An 18,493-nucleotide genomic window follows, 5' to 3' on the forward strand; every position below is an offset into this window, starting at 1 on the left:
AGCGCAAGATGAAGTTGGGGGCGGCGCACACAAACGGGCGGGACGAGCGAAATCTCCCGCTGTCAGACGATGAACGAGCCGGACCGGTCTCTGCTTCTGAGGCTAGGCCGGGACGATCACCTTGCCGATCGGCCAGAGCGCGATGCCCGCCAACTTGAGATGGGCCCAGGCGAAGGGAATGCCGATGATGGTGATCGCGAAGATCAAGGCCGTCAGGACATGGCCGAGCGCCAGCCACCAGCCGGCCAGCACGAACCAGATGATGTTTCCGATCAGCCCGAGCGGACCGGTGCCGATATCGGACGCGCCTGTGACCGCGTCGCGGTTGACGGCCCTGGAGCCGAACGGCAGCAGGGCATAGACGCCGATATTGAACGCTGCCCGCGCCCAGGGCAGGCCGATGATGGTGATGGCCATGATGACGGAGGCCACCATCCAGCCCAATGCCATCCAGGCACCGCCGATGAGAATCCAGATCACGTTGAGCAAGAGAGAGACCGGCGCCATGGGATCATCCGCTGACAATGATGGCTGCCGTATAGCACGACATTCGCGGTCGTCGACCAAGACTCGCCGCAAACGGCGAAGTGATCGCCGCCAAACCGAGCCAACGGCTTACGCTTCATCCAATTGACGCACGCGACGACCAGAATGCTCCGGCCGTTTGAAACATTTGGAGCGCGGTGGCGTTGCTGAGGCGGCCGTTGGGGCCTGGGGATTCAAATGTCCGAATTTGTGATCGAGGAAGGCCTGCCGTATCCGCTGGGTGCCCATTGGAGCGGCAACGGGACGAACTTTGCGGTCTTTTCAGCCAATGCCACCAAGGTGGAGGTCTGCCTGTTTGACGGCGACCGCGAAACCCATCGCTTTGAGCTGCCGGAATATACCGATCAGGTCTTCCACGGCTACATCGCGGGTGTCGGTCCGGGCACCTTCTACGGCTACCGCGTCTACGGCCCCTATCAGCCCGACGCCGGCCATCGCTTCAATCCGAACAAGCTCCTGCTCGATCCCTATGCACGCGCCCACGCAGGCTCCCTGAAATGGGACCCAGCGGTGTTCGGCTACAAGATGGAAACGGGCGACGACCTCACCTTCGACGATCGCGACAGCGCGCCCTTCATGCCGAAATGCGTGGTGGTGGACCCCGATTTCGACTGGCAGGCCGAGGCCGCGCGGCAGAACGTCCATTGGGACGAGACCATCGTCTACGAAACCCACGTCAAGGGGTTCACCAAGAAGCACCCCGACGTTCCCGAGAATCTGCGCGGGACCTATGCCGGCTTCGCGACGCCGCAGCTGATCGATCACCTGAAATCGCTCGGCGTGACGTCGATCGAGTTGCTGCCGATCCACTCGTTCATCAATGACGACAATCTCCTGAAGAAGAACCTCGTCAATTACTGGGGCTACAACACCATCGGCTTCTTCGCACCCGATCCGCGCTACGCCGCCGACGTTCCCAACTCCTTGCGCGAATTCAAGGAGATGGTGTCGAAGCTGCACGGCGCGGGGCTCGAGGTGATCCTCGACGTCGTCTACAACCACACCGCCGAGGGCAACGAACTCGGGCCAACGCTGTCCTTCAAGGGCATCGACAATGCGAGCTATTACCGCCTGCTGCCGGACAAGAAGCGGTTCTACATCAACGACACCGGCACCGGAAACACCGTCAACCTGTCGCATCCCCGCGTGATCCAGATGGTGATGGACAGCCTGCGCTATTGGGCCGGGCACATGCATATCGACGGCTTCCGCTTCGATCTCGGCACCATTCTCGCCCGCGAAGTCTACGGATTCGACGAGCAGAGCGGATTCCTGAAGGCCATGGACCAGGACCCGCTGCTGTCCACCGTCAAGCTGATCGCCGAACCCTGGGACTGCGGCCCCGGCGGTTATCAGGTCGGCGGCTTTCCGCCGGGATGGGCCGAATGGAACGACAAATATCGCGACACTGCGCGCGATTACTGGCGCGGCGAAGCACCGCCGTCGGCGCTCGCCTCGCGGCTGCTCGGGTCGGCCGACATCTTCGCTCGCTGGGGCGGCCGGCGCTCCTGGGCCAGCGTCAACTTCGTCACGGCTCACGACGGCTTCACCCTCAACGACTGGGCCAGCTACAACGACAAGCACAACGAGGCCAACGGCGAAGGCAACCGGGACGGCAATTCCAGCAACCGGTCCTGGAATTGCGGCGCCGAAGGCCCGACCGACGACAAGGACGTCATCGCGCTGCGCGAGCGGCAGAAGCGCAACATGCTGGCGACGCTGCTGCTGTCGCAGGGAACCCCGATGCTGCTCGGCGGCGACGAGTTCGGCCGAACCCAGCACGGCAACAACAACGCCTATTGCCAGGACAGCGACATCTCCTGGTTCGACTGGAACATCGGCGAGGACGGGCAGAAGCTGCTCGCGTTCACCAAGCGCGTGATCCAGCTTCGGCGCGATTATCCGATCCTGCGCCGCAGCCGCTTCCTCACCGGCGCGCACGATGCGCAGCTCGACATTCGTGATGTCGTCTGGGTCAATGCCAACGGCAGCGAGATGTCGAGCGCCGACTGGGACAGCGGCTGGCTGAAGTGCTTCGGCGCCGTCCTCGACGGCCGCGCCCGCAAGACCGCGATCGCGCGCCATGGCGAGGACGACAGCGTGCTGATCATCCTCAACAGCTATGAGGGCGAGGTCGATTTCAAGCTGCCGCACACGTCGGCCGGTCCATGCTGGTCGCTGCTGCTCGACACAAGTGTCGGCGACGGCGCGTCCAACGCCCGCTTCGAGTTCGACGGCATCTACAAGGTGCCGGGCCGGTCGTTCCTGGTGTTCGTCGCCGGTGAGCTTGCGTGAGATGTGCGCTCAGTTCGCCGCGGCGAAGTACAGGTCTTCGCCTGACAGCGAACCATAGGTATACGGCTCCTGCCGGCCGGCCGTCGCTTCCATCACGTCGTCGCGGACGAGACGGAAGAGCTTGTTGATCTCGATGCCGGGCGTGGTGATCCGCTGGATCATCGCGACCGCGAAGGGCGAGTTGCCGCCCTCGCCGTCCAGCGCGACCTGACCATGCTTGGCGGCGAACACGACGAGCGAGGCGCCGGAGACGCGGACCTCGCCGAGCCCCCGCCCGATCGAACGGGTCGAGGTTCGATCGCCCGACGCCGAACGCCCCGATGCTTCCACGATCGGCACGCTGGTCTTGCGCATTTGCGGGGCGAACGGATTGTCGCGGCAGGCATCGAGCACGATCAGCCGGAGTTTTCGCGCGCCTTCGAGCGCCGCCATCACCTGATCGGTCGGAATGGCCTCAAACTGGACGTCGCGGTCCGCGGCCAGCCTGGCATCGACCGGGATCAGGTAATTCTGCCCATTCACCTCGATGCCGTGGCCGGCATAGTAGACCATGGCCCAATCGGACTTCTCGGCCCGGTCGGCAAAGCTGCGCAGGGCTTCGAGCAGCTTTTCCCGCGACAGGTCGACCGCAAGCACGACATCGTTGAAACCGACCCGGCGCAGCGAGTTGGCGATGCCCTCGGCATCCTTCTGCGGATTGGCGAGCGCAGTCACGTTGCGATAGGCGGAATTACCGATGACGAGCGCAATCCTGCGCTCCGGACTCGCGTTCGTCCTGGGCTTCTCCGCTTGCACGGCCTTGGGCGGAGCCGGAGGCGGCGGCGCGGGTTTGGCTGCGACGTCCGGCGTCGGGATCGAATACTGGTTCACCGCCTTCTTGGGCGCGGGCGGAATGACGGGCTGAGGACTTCCGGAATCGAGCGCGGCAAGACGCGCCCGCGCCGTTCGCAGCGCGCCCGGACCGGTGTCGTATTGGTAGGGATTGAGACCGGTGACCTTCTCGAAATCCTGGCGCGCCTGGGCGACGTTTCCCTGCTTTTCATAGGCGAGGCCGCGACCGACGAAGGCGAGCGGAAAATCCGGACGCGCGGCGAGTGCCGCGTTGTAATCGGCGATCGCGCGGTCGATCTCGCCGATGTAGCGCCGTGCGTCCGCGCGATACACCAGCGCCAGCGAGGCGCCCGGATTGATCTCGATGGCCCGATTGAAGTCGACGATCGCGGAATCCAGGTCGCCCTTGAGGCGATTTGTTTCGCCCCGGCCGGCATAGGCCGTCGCATTCTTCGAGTCGAATTGAATGGCAGTGGTGTAGCTTTGGATCGCCTCGGCGTATTGGCCCTGCTGCCGATAGATCAAGGCCAGGTTGATATAGGCATTCGCGGATTTTGGATTGAGCTCGATCACCTTGGCAAGATCCGCTCGCGCCAGCTCCATCTCGTCCATCGCGAGCAGCGCCACGGCCCTGCTGTTATAGGCGTCCGCGATCCGGATCTTGTCGCCTTCGGCTAGGCGGATCCTGATGATCTCGTCGTGGTCCTTCCGCGCGAGCTCGAACTGTCCGCTCCGCTGATAGGCGTCGGCACGATTCCGCAGCGGCGCGGTCCGGTCGTTCGATCCCGCCGCCAGCGCCAGATTGAAGTCTTCGACGGCGCCGGAGAAGTCACCCTGGCTGGCCTTGATGTTGCCGCGCGAGTTGAGCGATGCGCTTCGCGCCTGCGGGTTCTTCGTCAGCACGATGGATTGCTGGATATCGGCCATCGCAAGATCGAGCTTGCCCATCCGATGGTACGCGATCGCCCGTACGAACAGCGCGGACGCTTTCGGTTCCGCCGGCGGATTGGTCGACAGGAACGTGCTGCACGCCGTGACGCGAAGCTCGTTGGTGGGTGCCTGCAGGCACTGCCCGCCGGACTGCTTCTGCAAGGCGGTTGCCGCGAATGCGGCGGGGCTGGAGGCGGCGGTCAGGCCGGCGAGGATCAGGGCAAGCAAACGGCTTTTCGAGAACACGGGCAATGGCATTCCAGACAGAAGAATCAGGCGCCGGAAGCCTAGCCCGGACGGAGCGCGGTGCAATCCGGGGATTCCTGCGCGAGGCAAAATGACCCGGATCAGGCTGCGCTTCGTCCGGGCTCCAGGCAGCAGCCGGCGACGGCTATCGCCCCTCGAATTTCGGCTCGCGCTTCTCCATGAAGGCCTTCATCCCCTCGGCCATGTCCTGGGTCTTGAACAGCGGCAGGAGCTGCAGATAGACGTGATGGACGTGGTCGGAGAAGGTCTCGTTGAGGCCCATCCGCATCATGCGCTTGGAGGCCTGGACCGCCAGTGGCGCATTGACGGCGATCTCGCGGGCAACCGCACGAGCCCGGTTCATCAGCTCCGCGTCCGGCACGACCTCGTTGGTGAGCCCCCACTCCAGGCACTCGCGTGCGCTCAGCGTCCGCCCGGTGAAGATCAACTCGGAAGCCTTGGCCCAGCCGAGCATGCGCGGCAAAAGCCAGGTGCCGCCGGATTCCGGGACCACGCCGCGCTTGACGAAGGCGGCGGCGAGCTTGGAAGATTCCGCCATGATGCGGATGTCGCAGCCGAGCGCGGTGTCCATGCCGTAACCGGCCGCGCCGCCGTTGACGGCGCAAATGGTCGGCTTGTCCATGGCCTGCAGCACCGTCGGCGGCGTGTTGCGCAGATTGATCGTGGTCGGCGAGGACGCCGCGCTGAGACCGTTGCCGTCGCGCTCCTTGCGCAGATCGAGACCGGCGCAGAACGCCCTGCCCTTGCCGGTGAGGATCACGACGCGGACGTTCCTGTCATCGTTGGCTTCGGTCAAGAGCCGCGCCAGATCGTTCAGCATCGGGCCGGAGATGGTGTTCATGCGCTCCGGCGCGTTCAGCGTGATGGTCGCGATGTGGTCGGCGACCTCGTAGAGGACTTCCTTGGCAGCTTCGCTCATGATGAATGTCCCTGTGTACTCCTCGCAAGGACGGCGCGCTTCGCTTGGCCCACCCTGCCGATTCCGCCTGACAGCCCGGATCGCGCCGTACGCCATCCGGGCGACGAGATTCTTATATCTTCCGTCCCGCTTGCTCCCAGTAGGGATCACGCAGGCGCCGCTTGAAGATCTTTCCGGAGTCTTCACGCGGAAGGTTGGTACGTACCTCGATGTGCTTCGGCACCTTGTAATCCGCAAGCGAGCCTTTCAGTCGCGCGCGGATGTCGGCGCCATCGAGGGTGACACCGGGCTGCGGCTCGACCACCGCCATCAGCGCCTCGCCGAATTCGGCATCGGGAATGCCGAACACCGCGCAATCATGCACGCCGGGGACGGCATGGAGCACGGACTCGATCTCGGCCGGATAGATGTTGACGCCGCCGGAGATCACCATGTCGCGCTTGCGGTCGCAGATGAAGACGTAGCCGTCCGCGTCGATATAGCCGACATCGCCCGAGGTGATGAAGCCGTCGCGATCGATCTCGGCGCGCTTCTCCGGCTTCTTGTGATAGGTGAAATCGGCCAGCTCCGCCATGCGGGAGTAGATCTCGCCGATCTCGCCGACAGGCAGTTCGCGGCCGTCGTCGCCGATGAAGCGCAACTCGGCGCCGGGCGAGATCTTGCCGACCGTGCCGGGCTTCCTGAGCGCGTCCTCTGATGTCGCGAAGGTGACGGCACTGGATTCGGTGGAGCCGTAGAATTCGTAGATGACCGGTCCCCACCATTCGATCATGGCGCGCTTGACGTCGGCCGGGCACGGCGCCGCCGCGTGGATGATGTGACGCAGCGAGGAGACGTCATACTTCCTGCGGATCGCCTCGGGCAGCTTCATCAGTCGGATGAACATGGTCGGCACCATGAAGATGGTGTCGATCCTGTACCGCTCGATCAGTTGCAGGAACTCCTCCGCTTCGAAGCGCGGCATCAGCACCAGCGCGCCGCCGAGCTTGCCGGCGCGAATGCCGAAAGAATTCGGCGCGGAGTGATAGAGCGGACCCGGCAGGATCGCGCGGGCGCCGGGCTTGAGCCCGTAGATCATCGCACGCATGAGCTCGCCAGCGGCCTGCTGATCCGGCGTCGGCGCGTTGCGGCGTACGCCCTTGGGATGGCCGGTCGTGCCCGAAGTGTAGATCATGTTCATCGGCTGCGGAACGACCGGACCGTCATAGGGCTGGAACTGCGCCAGCCATGACTCGAAATCGGTCGCGAAGTCCGGCGTCGCGAGATGATCCGGATCGATCTTGTAGTTTGTCAGGATCTCCGGCGGCGTCGCCACGCTCAGCACGGTGACGCCCTTCGGAATTGCATCGCGCAGGCCGTGCAGCAGGTCGGCATGCGCGATCAGGACGGACGTGCCGGTGTCTTTCAGGATGTATTCGACCTCCTCCGGCTTGAAATGCCAGTTGATCGGCACGCCGTAGGCGCCCAGGCGCATCGCGGCGTAGGCCGCCTCCAAGAAGGCGATGTCGTTGCGCATCAGCATGCAGACGCAATCGCCCTGCCTGACGCCGATTCTTGCAAGACCGCTTGCGATACGGTCGGCGCGGCCCGCGACGTCGGCGTGGGAACGGTGGCGGTCGCCGGAGACCATGCCGCGAAATTGGGACGTTTCGCTCATTTGTTGCTTTTCTTTTTGTCTAGCGACGGGGTCGGCTCATCGCCATCATCGGACCTGTCCCGATGATCCACGTTCTTTCTTCGTCGCCTTGGTCAGGAACGTGGATGGCCGGGACGAGCCCGGCCATGACGGAGAGGTCGTCAATCAGCAAACTTCGGCGCGCGCTTTTCGAGATTGGAACGCACCGCTTCGGTCTGGTTCACACTGCCGATCAGCTTCTGCTGCTCGACGGACTCCGCGAGCAGTGCTGGGCCCGGATCGACCGAGAGATTGTTGAGCAGACGCTTGGCGGCGCGGATTGCATCCGGACTTTTGCCGGCGATCTCGCGCGCGACCTCGAGGGCCGCCGCGCGCGGGTCATCGCAGATGCGCGTGGCAAGGCCGTAGTTCATCGCCTCCTGCGCCGAGAAGATGCGTCCGGTGTAGGTAAGATCGCGCAGGATGTCGTCGCGGACGAGCGAAGCCAATATCGGCGTGCCGGCCATGTCGGGCACGAGGCCCCATTTGATCTCCATCACCGACATGCGTGCATCGGCGCTGAGGAAACGCATGTCGGCGCCGAGGGCGAGTTGAAAACCGCCGCCGAAGGCGACGCCGTGGATCGCAGCAATCACCGGCACCGGAAGCTGACGCCAGCCCCACACCGCCTGCTGCGGAAAGTTCGCCTTGCCATGCGTGCGCGCCGTGAGGTCGCGATTTTCGCCACCCGGAATTCCGTTGCCGCCCTTCTCCTTCATGGCTGCGAAACGCCCCATGTCGAGACCGGCGCAGAAGGCGCGGCCCTCGCCGGACAAGACGACCACGCGCACGCCTTTTTCCCTGGAAAGGCGCTCGGTTGCGGCGACCAACGCCTCGAACATGGCCTGATCCAGCGCATTCATCTTGTCCGCCCGTACGAGACGGACATCGGCGACGCCTTCGGAAACCGAAATCGAGACGCGCTCTTCCATGGATGGATTCTCCCCTGTTCTTGTTCGGTGCCGCTTTACAGGAAGCTGACGGCCAGATTTAGTCAATCGACCAATTAACTGACAATCCGTACGGGGGAAACACCCATGTTCAAGGAAAATCTTCTGGCCGGACGGCGCATTCTCGTGACCGGTGGCGGGACCGGGCTCGGCAAGTCGATGGCGGCGCGCTTCCTTCAGCTCGGCGCCGAGGTGCACATCTGCGGCCGCCGCAAGGTCGTCTGCGACGAAACCGCGACCGAGCTGATGGATCAATATGGCGGCCGCGTCACCAGCCACGGCGTCGACATCCGCAACGCGCTCGCCGTCGAGGAGATGGTCGAGAACATCTTCCGCGACGCTCCCCTCACCGACCTCATCAACAACGCCGCCGGCAACTTCATCTCGCGCACCGAGGAACTCTCCCCGCGCGGCTTCGATGCGGTGGCCAACATCGTCATGCACGGCACCTTCTACGTGACGCATGCCGTCGGCAAGCGCTGGATCGCGACGAAGCAACCCGGCAACGTGGTCTCGATCACCGTGACCTGGGTCCGCAACGGTTCGCCCTACGTCGTGCCGTCGGCGATGAGCAAGTCGGCGATCCACGCCATGACGATGTCGCTTGCGACCGAATGGGGCAGATACGGCATCCGCCTCAACACCATCGCGCCGGGCGAAATCCCGACCGAGGGCATGAGCAAGCGCATCAAGCCCGGCGACGAGGCCGGCGCGCGCACCAAGGCGATGAACCCGATGGGACGGGTCGGCACCATGGAGGAACTGCAGAACCTCGCGGTGTTCCTGATCTCCGGCGGCTGCGACTGGATCACCGGCGAAACCATCGCTATGGACGGCGCGCAGGCGCTCGCCATGGGCGGCAATTTCTACCAGCTCCGGGACTGGAGCGACGACGACTGGAAAACCGCGCGCGACAGCATCATGGCGCAGAACGAGAAGGATCGCGCCAAGCGGGGCTAAGGCTCCCTCTTTGGTGAGAAAGGCAACGCCGACGCTTCACGCTCCGCCGTCGCCCCGGCGCAGGCCGGGCCCCCTGCGCACAGAATTGGATTTGGCGAAGATTGGTCATGACCTGTCTTCGCCAAATTGCGTTGAGTGGTCATGGGTCCCGGCCTGCGCCGGAACGACATCGTCGAGAGGGCTGCGCACTCGCCTCTCCGACCTTGTCTTCAACCGCGGATGACGCCACACTCCCGGCATAAAAACAGAACGTCACGGGAGAAACATGTCCACCACACAGCCATTGGCGAATCTCGCCGACATGGTGCGCGAGCGTGCAAAAAGCCGCGGCGGCGCCACGGCCTACGAGTTTGAAGGCCGCGTCACCAGCTTTGCCGAATTCGATATCAAGACCAACAGGGTCGCGAATGCGCTCATCGCCATGGGCGTGAAGCAGGGCGAGCGCATCGCCTATCTCGGCAAGAACAGCGACCTCTATTTCGAGCTGCTGATGGGCGCGATGAAGGCCGGCGTGGTGATGGCGCCGGTGAACTGGCGGCTCGCCGGGCCCGAGGTCGGCTTCATCGTCGCGGATTGCAAGGCACCGGTGCTGTTCGTGGGGCCGGAGTTCATCACGCTGGCCCAGCAGATCAGGGACAAGCTCCCAGGCGTACGCGCGGTCATCACCACCGAAGGCGGCGCGCCGGAATGGCAGGATTTCACCGCATGGCGCGATGCACGGAGCGGCGATGATCCCAAGGTGGCGATCGACACGAGAGACATCGCGATCCAGCTCTACACGTCGGGCACGACCGGCAAGCCGAAGGGCGCGATGCTGTCGCACGCGAATTTCCTCAACCTCGTTCAGACCGGCAATGCCGAGGACAAGCCGGAGTGGAACCGTTGGTCGACCAGCGACGTCTCGCTGGTGGCGATGCCGATCTTCCATATCGGCGGTTCGGGCTGGGGCGTCATGGGGCTCTATCACGGCGCCCGCGGCGTGATCGCGCGCGAGTTCGACCCGACCAAAGTGCTGGATTTCTTCGAGCAGTCGGGCATCACCAAGCTGTTCATGGTGCCTGCCGCGATGCAGTTCGTGGTGCGGCAGCCGCGCGCGCGGAGCGTGGATTTCTCGCGGCTGAAATACATGCTCTACGGCGCCTCGCCGATTCCGGCGGCGCTGCTGAAAGAGTGCATCGAGGTCTTCAAATGCGGCTTCGTGCAGATGTACGGCATGACCGAGACGACGGGTACGATCGTCGCGCTGCCGCCCGAGGATCATGTCGAAGGGCTGGAGCGGATGCGCTCGGCAGGCAAGGCGCTGCCGGGTGTCGAGATCGCGATCCTCGATGCCGACGGCAAGCCGCTGCCGCCGCGCCAGGTCGGCGAGATCGCGACCCGCTCGGGCTCGAACATGGCGGGCTATTGGAACCTGCCGGAGGCGACCGCCGCGACGCTTCGCAACGACGGCTGGCTGCGCACGGGTGACGCCGGCTACATGGACGAGGACGGCTACCTCTACATCCACGACCGCATCAAGGACATGATCATCTCCGGCGGGGAGAACATCTATCCGGCCGAAGTCGAGAGCGCATTGTGCGACCACCCCGATGTCGCCGAAGCCGCCGTGATCGGCGTGCCCGATGACAAATGGGGCGAAGCGGTGAAGGCCGTCGTGGTGATGAAGCCGGGCAAGGAGGCGAGCGCCACCGACATCATCAACTTCACACGCGAACGCATCGCCGGCTACAAGACGCCGAAGAGCGTGGAATTCCTCCCGGCCCTGCCGCGCAATCCCTCAGGCAAAATCCTGCGGCGGCAGTTGCGCGAGCCGTATTGGGCGGGGAAGGATCGAAGGGTGAATTGATCCTGATCGCGGGGCGCGAGAGCAAAAATCAAACAGGGCCACTCCGCGACAACACTTCTGGATTGCTTCGCTTCGCTCGCGAATGACGGTGTGGAGACAGATGCGCTCCTCTCTCCTCGTCATTGCGAGGAGCGAAGCGACGATACAATCCAGACTGTCGTCGTGGAAAGACTGGCTCTGCTTCACAGGAGCTAAGACCGGACCCGCGATCGGCGCGGGCCCGTCGCTCTCAATGACGCCTCAATGCTTCCCCGGTCCCATATAGCCGAACAGGAATCCCGCCACCTTCCGGATCTGGATCTCCTCGCTGCCCTCGGTGATGCGGTAGCGGCGATGGTGGCGGTAGATGTGCTCGAACGGCTTGTGGCGTGAGTAGCCCATGCCGCCATGGACCTGCATGGCGCGATCGGCGGACTCGCAGCAGAGACGGTTTGCCCAGTAATTGCACATGGAGACGCGGTCGGACAGCGTGCGCTCGATCTGCTCCTCGGTGAGCTGGTCCATCTCCCAGGCCGTCTTGCGGATCAAAAGCCGCAGCATCTCGGCCTGCGTTGCGAGTTCGACCAGCGGGAATTGGATGGCCTGGTTCTCGGCAAGCGCCTTTCCGAACGGTTTGCGCTCGCGCGCGTATTTGACGCTCTCGTTGATGCAGTAGACCGCGGCCCCCAGCGAACTCGCCGCCTGGCGGATGCGGTTCTGGTGCACGAAGCATTGCGCCAGCGACAGGCCGCGTCCGACTTCGCCGAACTGGGCGTCTTCGGGCACGAACACGTCGGTGAAGCTGACGCGCGGATGGTCGGTCGGCATGTTGAAGGTCCACATGTATTCCTCGACCTTCACGCCGTGGCTCTTGGCGGGGACCAGGAAACAGGTGATGCCGCGGGCATCGCCGTCATTGCCCGCGGTGCGCGCGAACAGCGCGCAGTGCGTGGCGACGTGCATGCCGGTGGTCCACATCTTCTCGCCGTTGATGATCCAGCCCTTGACGTTGTCGCGCGTCGCGGGCACCGCGCGGGTCTCCATGTGGGTGGCATCGGAGCCGTGAAGCGGCTCGGTCAGGCCAAAGGTGATGCGGTACTTGCCCTTGATCGAGCCGTCGATCATCGCCTTCTGGTCGTCGCGGCCGTAACGATCGAGCATGGTGACGACAGGGAAATTGCCGACGATGGAATGCTCGTTCTGGAGATCGTTGTGCAGGCCAAGGCCCTTCGCGGCGAAGTGCTCGCGGATGACGGCCATCCAGAGGTTGGAGCCGTCCTTGCCGCCATATTGCTTCGGCACGGGAAAACGAAGATGACCCGCGGCATCGGCAAGATCTTTTGCCTTGCGCAGCAGCGCTTCCCATTCGTGGCGAGGCAGGCCGCCATTCTCGAAATCGGTGCGCGCCCATTCACGGCGATGGTCGAAGAAGCGGATGTTGTCGTCCGCATCTTCCAGCGGCTTGATCTCGCGCGCGATGAAGCGGTCGAGCTCTCCGAGATAGGCGACGAGATCGGCAGGCAATGAGAAATCCACGAGTCTCTCCCGGACTGATTTGTCGTTTTGCGTTAAGGCGCTACGCGCATTCTTGCTTCGCACGATTAAGGTGAGAAGAGCGTTCGCAAGTCAAGCAAGGCGAGGCGTGTGAGGCACGCAAGGCGCTTTGCGCAATTCGATGGTGCCGAAGCACTCCCGCGCGTTAGTATGGCGGCAACATCCTTTGGCATGCGGGAGAGCGCGATGGAGCTGAAATTTTCCAAGGTGGAACGCAAGGGGCCAATCACGATCATCACGCTGTCGCGGCCCGAGGTCTACAACGCCCTCCACATCGACGCGCATTTCGAGCTCAACAAGGTGTTCGACGATTTCTCCGCCGATCCCGAACAGTGGGTCGCGATCGTCACGGGGGCCGGCGAAAAGGCGTTCTGCGCCGGCAACGATCTGAAGTGGCAGGCGGCCGGCGGCAAGCGCGGCTGGGACAAGGGTGGCTTTGCCGGTCTCACATCGCGCTTCGACTGCGACAAGCCGATCATTGCCGCCGTCAACGGCGTCGCCATGGGCGGCGGCTTCGAGATCGCGCTGGCCTGCGACCTGATCATTGCCTCGGACAACGCGACCTTCGCGCTGCCCGAGCCGCGCGTCGGCCTCGCCGCGCTCGCCGGCGGCCTGCACCGGCTGCCGCGCCAGATCGGACTGAAGCGCGCCATGGGCATGATCCTCACCGCGCGTCACGTCAACGCCAAGGAAGGGCAGGAACTCGGCTTCGTCAACGAAGTGGTGCCGCAGGGCCAGGCGCTCGCGGGCGCGCTGCGCTGGGCGGAGATGATCACCAAGAACTCGCCGATGTCGATCCGGGCGTCGAAGCAGACTATCCAGAAAGGACTGGCCGTCTCGCTGGAGCAGGCGATCGAGGAGCAGCGCGAATACCCGGCGGTGAAAGCGATGGCGGCATCGCAGGACTACATCGAGGGCCCGAAGGCGTTCTCGGAGAAGCGCCCACCGAAGTGGCTGGGGAAGTAGCCTCGTTTTCCTCCGCCATCACTCTGGGAAGCAGCGACAGGCATACACCTGGAATTCAGCAAGCGGCGAAGATCGCAGATCAATGGATTCCGGGCTTGCCGCCGCGCGATGCCCCGGAATGACGGCTTGAGAAAGTGGCGCACCTGCCTACCGTCATTGCGAGCTTAGCGATGCGTTCCAGACTGCCTACCGCGGAGAAATTCTGGATCGCTTCGTCGCTGTGCTTCTCGCAATGACGGCAAATGCGGCGGCAGCGTCTAGGCGCCGCGTGACAGCTCGCGCTTGTATGAGGCGTAGTTCGGCTGGTCGACAGCGAGCTTGTCCATCGTGGTCTGCCAGAGGTGCTCGGCAAGTCCCGGCGTTGAAAGGTCTACCTCGCCTTTGGCGATCCGCTCGGCGAGCGCATGGTTGAGCTCGGTGACCGAGCCCTCCAGGCCGAGCAGCGCGCGCAGCCGCGCCACTTCGGCATTGTCGCTCTCCCCTTCCCGGGCCAGCTGGCGCGTCACGAGGTCGAGAATGTTGATCGCCACCCGCAGCTTGAACGCCTGGTGCCCGGAGATCAGCGGGGTCACGTCGTTACGAAGAAAATCCGCGACCGCCTTGGTGAGCTCGATCGGTGTCGGTTCGTCCTGCATGGTCAACTCCCGCGCGGCGCAAGCAGCCGCAACAGATCGATCTCGGTCTCGGACGAGCGGCGGCCGATCATGGCGCGCTCCATGGAATGGTCGGGTCCTTCGCGGAACCGCTGCATCATGCCGCCGCACATGATGCCCCAGCGCAGCGTGCCCATCACTTCCCAGAATTTCACCCGCGCGGCATCGACCTTGCGGCCCGTGGCCTCATAGCCCGCGAACAGCTCTTCGCGCGACCCAAAGCCGCCGACGGGTTTGTCGATCTCGCCAAACCGCCACGAGTTGACGCAGACCCATCCGAGATCCTCCATGGGATCGCCGAGATGGGCAAGCTCCCAATCCAGCACCGCGCGCACACCGTCGGCACCGATGATGAGATTGCCGTTGCGGAAGTCGCCATGCACGAGAGTCTCTTCGTCCGAAGGTCCGGGATCGTGGTCGCGCAGCCAGCGCAGCGCCAGCTCGAACACCGGCTTGGGCCAGTCGAGGCTGCGATAGTCACGATCGAACTCGTCGATCTCCTTCGCCGCCGTCATGCGCCGCAGCTCGGGCAGCTTGTCCTTCGGCAGCCTGTGCAGGCCGGCGAGGACCCCGCCGATCTGTCGTGCCAGAACGGGACGCGCAGCTGCGAATTCATCGTCGCGCAGGATCTTGCGGGCGATGGTCTCGCCCTCGACCCGCTGCATGATGAAGCCGGTGCCGAGGTCGTCATCTGCCGTCAGCACATGCATCACACGCGGCGACGGCACGCCGGCCTCGTAGGCGAGTTGCATCAGCCTGGCTTCCGCGGCCAGACCGGCCGCCCGCGTCGGCGCCGCGCCATAGCCCTTCGGCGAGCGGCGCAGGATCGCGCCGATCGGCCCATCGGGGTGCACGATGTCGAAACGCCAGGTTTCCTGGCTCGCCCCGCCGGACAGCTTGGCCGCAGCGACGACGCCGGTCGCCCCCGGGCACCAGCGCGCGACGCTGCGGGAAAGCTCCGCCTCGATCATTTGCCTTTGAACCGCGCCGGACGCTTCTCCAGGAACGCCGTGACGCCTTCCTTGAAATCGGCGGTCGCACCCGCGACGCGCTGCGATTCATATTCGAGGTTGAGCTGTTCCTCGAACGAGTTCTCCTCGCTGTCCCAGTAGAGCTTGCGGATCAGCGACAGAGCGATGGTGGGGCCGTTGGCGAGGTCGCGGGCGAGCTTCATCGCCTCTTCCATCAGCACCCCGTCGTCATAGACGCGATTGACGAGGCCCCATTCCAGCGCCTTTTCAGCCGGCAGGCGCTCGCCCATCAGAGACAATTCGACCGAGCGCGCCTTGCCGATCAGCCGCGGCAGCAGCCAGGTCGAGCCGCAGTCCGGCACGAGGCCGATGCGACGGAACGCCTGCAGGAAGTAGGAGGAGCGCGCACAGAGGATCATGTCGCCCATCAACGCGAAGCTCATGCCTGCGCCCGCCGCCGGACCGTTGACGGCGCTCACGATCGGGCAATGCAGCCGGCGCAAGCGGCGCAGGAACGGGTGGAAGCCGATCTCCAGAGACTGGCCGGCATTGCTGCGACCCTGCGTCTGGTTGCCACGGCCCTGCAAATTCGCACCGGTGCAGAACGCGCGCCCCGCGCCAGTCAGCACCAGGCAGCGTACCTCGTCCCGCTTGTCCTCGATCGCATCGAGCGCGTCCGACAGTCCGCCCAGCATGTCCATGGAGACCGCATTCATGACCTCCTGATGGTCGAGCTTGAGGATGGCCACCGGTCCGTCGAACTCGAGCGTGACGTGTTTGAACTGCATCGTTTCCTCGTCAGTTGCGGTCCGCGATGTTTCGCAGCCCGGAATTTGCTTGCCGGGCCGCATATTTGATTTTTGGCGCGGTCTTGTCCATGGTGGCGGCAGCATACCCCATCGTCATATCGCATGATCTTGCGCACACCGGCTGACGCGCGTCATGCCAAGAACAGGAAACGCGCCATGAATCTTTTCGACCTTACCGGCCGTGTAGCCGTGATCACCGGCGGCAACGGCGGCATCGGGCTCGGCATCGCACAGGCGCTCGCCGGCCAGGGTTGCAATGTATCGATCTGGGGCCGCAATCCTGACAAGAACAAGAGCGCTGCCGCAACCATGGCCGGCTCGCCCGGCAAGGTCGATACCCGCATCTGCGACGTCACCGATCCGGCTTCGGTCAACGCTGCGATGAAGGCAACGCTCGACACGTTCGGCCGCGTCGACGGCTGCTTCGCCAATGCCGGCATCGGCGGCGGCGGCCGGCGTTCCTTCGTCGAGCGCACCGAAGAGGAATGGCGCACGATGTTCTCGACAAACCTCGACGGGGTATTCCACGCGTTCCAGGCGGCGGCGAAGCACATGACCGACCGCGCCAATGCCGGCGATCCCTTCGGCCGCCTGGTCGCCACCTCGAGCCTCGCCTCGATCTTCGGCACCGCCCGCAACGAGCACTATGCCGCGACCAAGGCCGCCATCAACGCGCTGGTCCGCGCACTCGGCGTCGAACTCGCGCGCCATGGCGTCACCGCCAACGCGATCCTGCCCGGCTGGATCAAGAGCGACATGACCGCCGGCATCATGGCCAACGAGAAGTTCGTCGCCAACGTGATGCCGCGCATCCCGATGCGCCGCTTCGGCGAAGCCAGCGATTTCGGCGGCATCGCGGTCTATCTCATGAGCAAGGCCTCGTCCTATCACACCGCCGACACGTTCGTGATCGACGGCGGCTATACGGCGTTCTGACGTCACTGAGCACCCAACCCGGATGAAGCGCGGCACCATCCGGGATGACCACAACAAACAACCCGGATTTCGCTGCGCTTCGTCCGGGTTACAAACGCTGAGGGAACGGGCAAATGTTTTCACACGTGATGATCGGCACCAACGATTTGGACAAGGCCAAGGCGTTCTATGACAACCTGCTCGGCACGCTCGAGGTGCGGCCGGCCCGGGTCGACGGCCACCGCATCTTCTACATCACCAAGACCGGCGTGTTCTCGGTGTCGAAGCCGATCAACGGCGAGCCGGCGAGCGCCGCCAATGGCGGGACCATCGGCTTTGCCTGCAGTTCGCCGGCGCAGGTCGACGCCTGGCACGCGGCCGGTCTCGCCGGCGGCGGCAAGACCTGCGAGGATCCGCCCGGCGTGCGTGAAGGCGCGGCAGGCAAACTCTACCTCGCCTATCTGCGCGACCTCGACGGCAACAAGATCTGTGCGATGCACCGGATGCCGAACTGATCCAGCCACCACCGTCATGCCCCGCGAAAGCCGGGCATGACGGTGCGGAGCCTTGCTCCTTTTGAGATTACGATCTCCAAATATATTGGAATGTCCGCCTTCGCGAACGATCCCGGCACGGCCGGGCGAACGGACGACAGCGGTCAACCGACCTGAATATGGATCCCGCCGCGCGCGGTTTGCTCCACGACGGCATCGATGCCGTACACCTCTCGCAGCATCGGCGCCGTGATCACGTCCTGCGGACGGCCGTGCGCGAACAGGCGACCTTCGCTCAACACCATCACCTCGTCAGCCCAGGACGCGGCGGCCTGGAGGTCGTGCAGGACCATGATGACGATGGCGCCCTTGAGCGCCTCTTCGCGCACATTGCCGATCACCTGCTGCTGAAAGCGCAGGTCGAGCGCGCTGGTCGGCTCGTCCAGCAGCAGGAGCCGTGGCCCGCGAACCAGAGCCTGGGCGAGACTCGCAAGCTGCCGCTGGCCGCCGGAGAGCGTATCGAACGGCTGGAGCGCGAGCTCGAGGATGTTCAACCGTTCCAACGCTTCGAACGCGCGTTGCTGCCCGTCGCGCTCGTCCGACGGCGCATCGACGGGCGAGGCCCGCAGCGCCGCGATGACGGCCTCCACCACCGTGAGCGACAGCCGCTGCGGCGCGAACTGCGGCATGAAGGCGACCTTGCGGGCCCGCTCGGCGGCCGGAGCCTCCAACAGGTTTCGTCCGTCCAGGCGCGCGCTGCCGCTCGCCGGCAACAGACCCGCGAGTGCGCGCAGGAGCGTCGTCTTGCCCGCGCCATTCGGACCGACCAGCGCCGTGATGCGACCCTGGCCGATCGGCGGCAGCGACAGACCCGCCAGCACCTCGCGCCCGCGATAGCCTGCCCGAACGTTCTCGATCTCGAGCCCGGCCATG

16 protein-coding genes are annotated in these 18,493 nt (G+C 64.5%); 6 read left to right on the plus strand and 10 right to left on the minus strand.

Features of this window, described 5'->3' with window-relative positions:
* Positions 1–102 precede the first annotated feature (102 nt).
* Positions 103–507 carry a YccF domain-containing protein gene (locus QM712_RS06005; RefSeq protein WP_415022145.1) on the minus strand — a complete coding sequence of 135 codons (405 nt, stop codon included), beginning with the start codon at positions 505–507 and terminating at the stop codon, positions 103–105.
* Positions 508–723: 216 nt separating this feature from the next.
* Here QM712_RS06005 and glgX point away from each other — a divergent pair, with 216 nt between their 5' ends.
* The gene (gene glgX / locus QM712_RS06010; protein WP_415022146.1) at positions 724–2,841 is read left to right on the plus strand and encodes a glycogen debranching protein GlgX; all 2,118 of its coding nucleotides are present in this window, start codon (positions 724–726) and stop codon (positions 2,839–2,841) included.
* 9 nt (positions 2,842–2,850) lie between these two features.
* On the opposite strand, the gene QM712_RS06015 is transcribed toward glgX, so the two are convergent.
* From QM712_RS06015 to QM712_RS06030, 4 genes are all read right to left on the minus strand, one after another.
* Positions 2,851–4,830 (minus strand): caspase family protein, encoded by a 1,980-nt coding sequence (locus QM712_RS06015; RefSeq protein ID WP_415022147.1) that lies wholly within the window; start codon positions 4,828–4,830, stop codon positions 2,851–2,853.
* A gap of 163 nt (positions 4,831–4,993) precedes the next feature.
* Positions 4,994–5,788, minus strand: a complete 795-nt coding sequence (locus QM712_RS06020) for an enoyl-CoA hydratase/isomerase family protein (RefSeq protein WP_415022148.1) — start codon at positions 5,786–5,788, stop codon at positions 4,994–4,996.
* Positions 5,789–5,900: 112 nt separating this feature from the next.
* Entirely contained in the window at positions 5,901–7,445 is a 1,545-nt protein-coding gene (locus QM712_RS06025) for an acyl-CoA synthetase (RefSeq protein ID WP_415022149.1), read from the minus strand.
* A 140-nt stretch (positions 7,446–7,585) separates the two neighbouring features.
* On the minus strand, positions 7,586–8,395 hold the full coding sequence (locus QM712_RS06030; protein ID WP_415022150.1) for a crotonase/enoyl-CoA hydratase family protein: 810 nt from the start codon (positions 8,393–8,395) through the stop codon (positions 7,586–7,588).
* 105 nt (positions 8,396–8,500) lie between these two features.
* Between QM712_RS06030 and QM712_RS06035 the strand changes: the two genes are divergently transcribed.
* Both QM712_RS06035 and QM712_RS06040 read left to right on the plus strand, forming a co-directional pair.
* Complete coding sequence (locus tag QM712_RS06035; protein WP_415022151.1) at positions 8,501–9,373, plus strand: SDR family oxidoreductase; 873 nt, start codon at positions 8,501–8,503, stop codon at positions 9,371–9,373.
* A gap of 265 nt (positions 9,374–9,638) precedes the next feature.
* Positions 9,639–11,219 carry a fatty acid--CoA ligase gene (locus QM712_RS06040; protein ID WP_415022152.1) on the plus strand — a complete coding sequence of 527 codons (1,581 nt, stop codon included), beginning with the start codon at positions 9,639–9,641 and terminating at the stop codon, positions 11,217–11,219.
* A gap of 240 nt (positions 11,220–11,459) precedes the next feature.
* Here the strand turns inward: QM712_RS06040 and QM712_RS06045 are convergent, their stop codons facing one another.
* The gene (locus QM712_RS06045) at positions 11,460–12,734 is read right to left on the minus strand and encodes an acyl-CoA dehydrogenase family protein (protein WP_415022153.1); all 1,275 of its coding nucleotides are present in this window, start codon (positions 12,732–12,734) and stop codon (positions 11,460–11,462) included.
* 204 nt (positions 12,735–12,938) lie between these two features.
* Between QM712_RS06045 and QM712_RS06050 the strand changes: the two genes are divergently transcribed.
* Positions 12,939–13,718: an enoyl-CoA hydratase-related protein gene (locus QM712_RS06050; RefSeq protein ID WP_415022154.1), complete on the plus strand. Its 780-nt coding sequence runs from the start codon at positions 12,939–12,941 to the stop codon at positions 13,716–13,718.
* A gap of 257 nt (positions 13,719–13,975) precedes the next feature.
* Here QM712_RS06050 and QM712_RS06055 read toward each other — a convergent pair whose 3' ends face one another.
* From QM712_RS06055 to QM712_RS06065, 3 genes are read right to left on the minus strand one after another with little or no spacing between them, the layout of a single operon-like run.
* A complete protein-coding gene (locus QM712_RS06055; RefSeq protein WP_415022155.1) occupies positions 13,976–14,353 on the minus strand; it encodes a DUF6285 domain-containing protein in 378 nt (125 codons plus the stop codon).
* Positions 14,354–14,355: 2 nt separating this feature from the next.
* Positions 14,356–15,342 (minus strand): phosphotransferase family protein, encoded by a 987-nt coding sequence (locus QM712_RS06060; protein ID WP_415022156.1) that lies wholly within the window; start codon positions 15,340–15,342, stop codon positions 14,356–14,358.
* On the minus strand, positions 15,339–16,130 hold the full coding sequence (locus QM712_RS06065; RefSeq protein WP_415022157.1) for an enoyl-CoA hydratase/isomerase: 792 nt from the start codon (positions 16,128–16,130) through the stop codon (positions 15,339–15,341). Before QM712_RS06065 ends, QM712_RS06060 begins: the two co-directional genes overlap by 4 nt.
* A gap of 177 nt (positions 16,131–16,307) precedes the next feature.
* On the opposite strand from QM712_RS06065, the gene QM712_RS06070 reads away from it, so the two are divergent.
* Together QM712_RS06070 and QM712_RS06075 are read left to right on the plus strand one after the other, a co-directional pair.
* Positions 16,308–17,087 carry an SDR family NAD(P)-dependent oxidoreductase gene (locus QM712_RS06070; RefSeq protein WP_415022158.1) on the plus strand — a complete coding sequence of 260 codons (780 nt, stop codon included), beginning with the start codon at positions 16,308–16,310 and terminating at the stop codon, positions 17,085–17,087.
* Between the two features lie 113 nt (positions 17,088–17,200).
* The gene (locus QM712_RS06075) at positions 17,201–17,581 is read left to right on the plus strand and encodes a VOC family protein (protein ID WP_415022159.1); all 381 of its coding nucleotides are present in this window, start codon (positions 17,201–17,203) and stop codon (positions 17,579–17,581) included.
* Between the two features lie 143 nt (positions 17,582–17,724).
* On the opposite strand, the gene QM712_RS06080 is transcribed toward QM712_RS06075, so the two are convergent.
* The gene (locus QM712_RS06080) at positions 17,725–18,492 is read right to left on the minus strand and encodes an ABC transporter ATP-binding protein (RefSeq protein WP_415022160.1); all 768 of its coding nucleotides are present in this window, start codon (positions 18,490–18,492) and stop codon (positions 17,725–17,727) included.
* Position 18,493 lies beyond the last annotated feature (1 nt).

Source organism: Bradyrhizobium sp. (genome assembly GCF_047605465.1).
GTDB lineage: Bacteria > Pseudomonadota > Alphaproteobacteria > Rhizobiales > Xanthobacteraceae > Bradyrhizobium.

Excerpts from the sequence above, each read along its gene's own strand:
- QM712_RS06005 (WP_415022145.1), bottom strand. The coding sequence starts at position 507 with ATGGCGCCGGTCTCTCTCTTGCTCAACGTGATCTGGATTCTCATCGGC.
- QM712_RS06030 (WP_415022150.1), bottom strand. The coding sequence starts at position 8,395 with ATGGAAGAGCGCGTCTCGATTTCGGTTTCCGAAGGCGTCGCCGATGTC.
- QM712_RS06070 (WP_415022158.1), top strand. The coding sequence starts at position 16,308 with ATGAATCTTTTCGACCTTACCGGCCGTGTAGCCGTGATCACCGGCGGC.
- QM712_RS06055 (WP_415022155.1), bottom strand. The coding sequence starts at position 14,353 with ATGCAGGACGAACCGACACCGATCGAGCTCACCAAGGCGGTCGCGGAT.
- glgX (WP_415022146.1), top strand. The coding sequence starts at position 724 with ATGTCCGAATTTGTGATCGAGGAAGGCCTGCCGTATCCGCTGGGTGCC.
- QM712_RS06080 (WP_415022160.1), bottom strand. The coding sequence starts at position 18,492 with ATGGCCGGGCTCGAGATCGAGAACGTTCGGGCAGGCTATCGCGGGCGC.
- QM712_RS06065 (WP_415022157.1), bottom strand. The coding sequence starts at position 16,130 with ATGCAGTTCAAACACGTCACGCTCGAGTTCGACGGACCGGTGGCCATC.
- QM712_RS06035 (WP_415022151.1), top strand. The coding sequence starts at position 8,501 with ATGTTCAAGGAAAATCTTCTGGCCGGACGGCGCATTCTCGTGACCGGT.
- QM712_RS06020 (WP_415022148.1), bottom strand. The coding sequence starts at position 5,788 with ATGAGCGAAGCTGCCAAGGAAGTCCTCTACGAGGTCGCCGACCACATC.
- QM712_RS06025 (WP_415022149.1), bottom strand. The coding sequence starts at position 7,445 with ATGAGCGAAACGTCCCAATTTCGCGGCATGGTCTCCGGCGACCGCCAC.
- QM712_RS06040 (WP_415022152.1), top strand. The coding sequence starts at position 9,639 with ATGTCCACCACACAGCCATTGGCGAATCTCGCCGACATGGTGCGCGAG.
- QM712_RS06075 (WP_415022159.1), top strand. The coding sequence starts at position 17,201 with ATGTTTTCACACGTGATGATCGGCACCAACGATTTGGACAAGGCCAAG.
- QM712_RS06060 (WP_415022156.1), bottom strand. The coding sequence starts at position 15,342 with ATGATCGAGGCGGAGCTTTCCCGCAGCGTCGCGCGCTGGTGCCCGGGG.
- QM712_RS06050 (WP_415022154.1), top strand. The coding sequence starts at position 12,939 with ATGGAGCTGAAATTTTCCAAGGTGGAACGCAAGGGGCCAATCACGATC.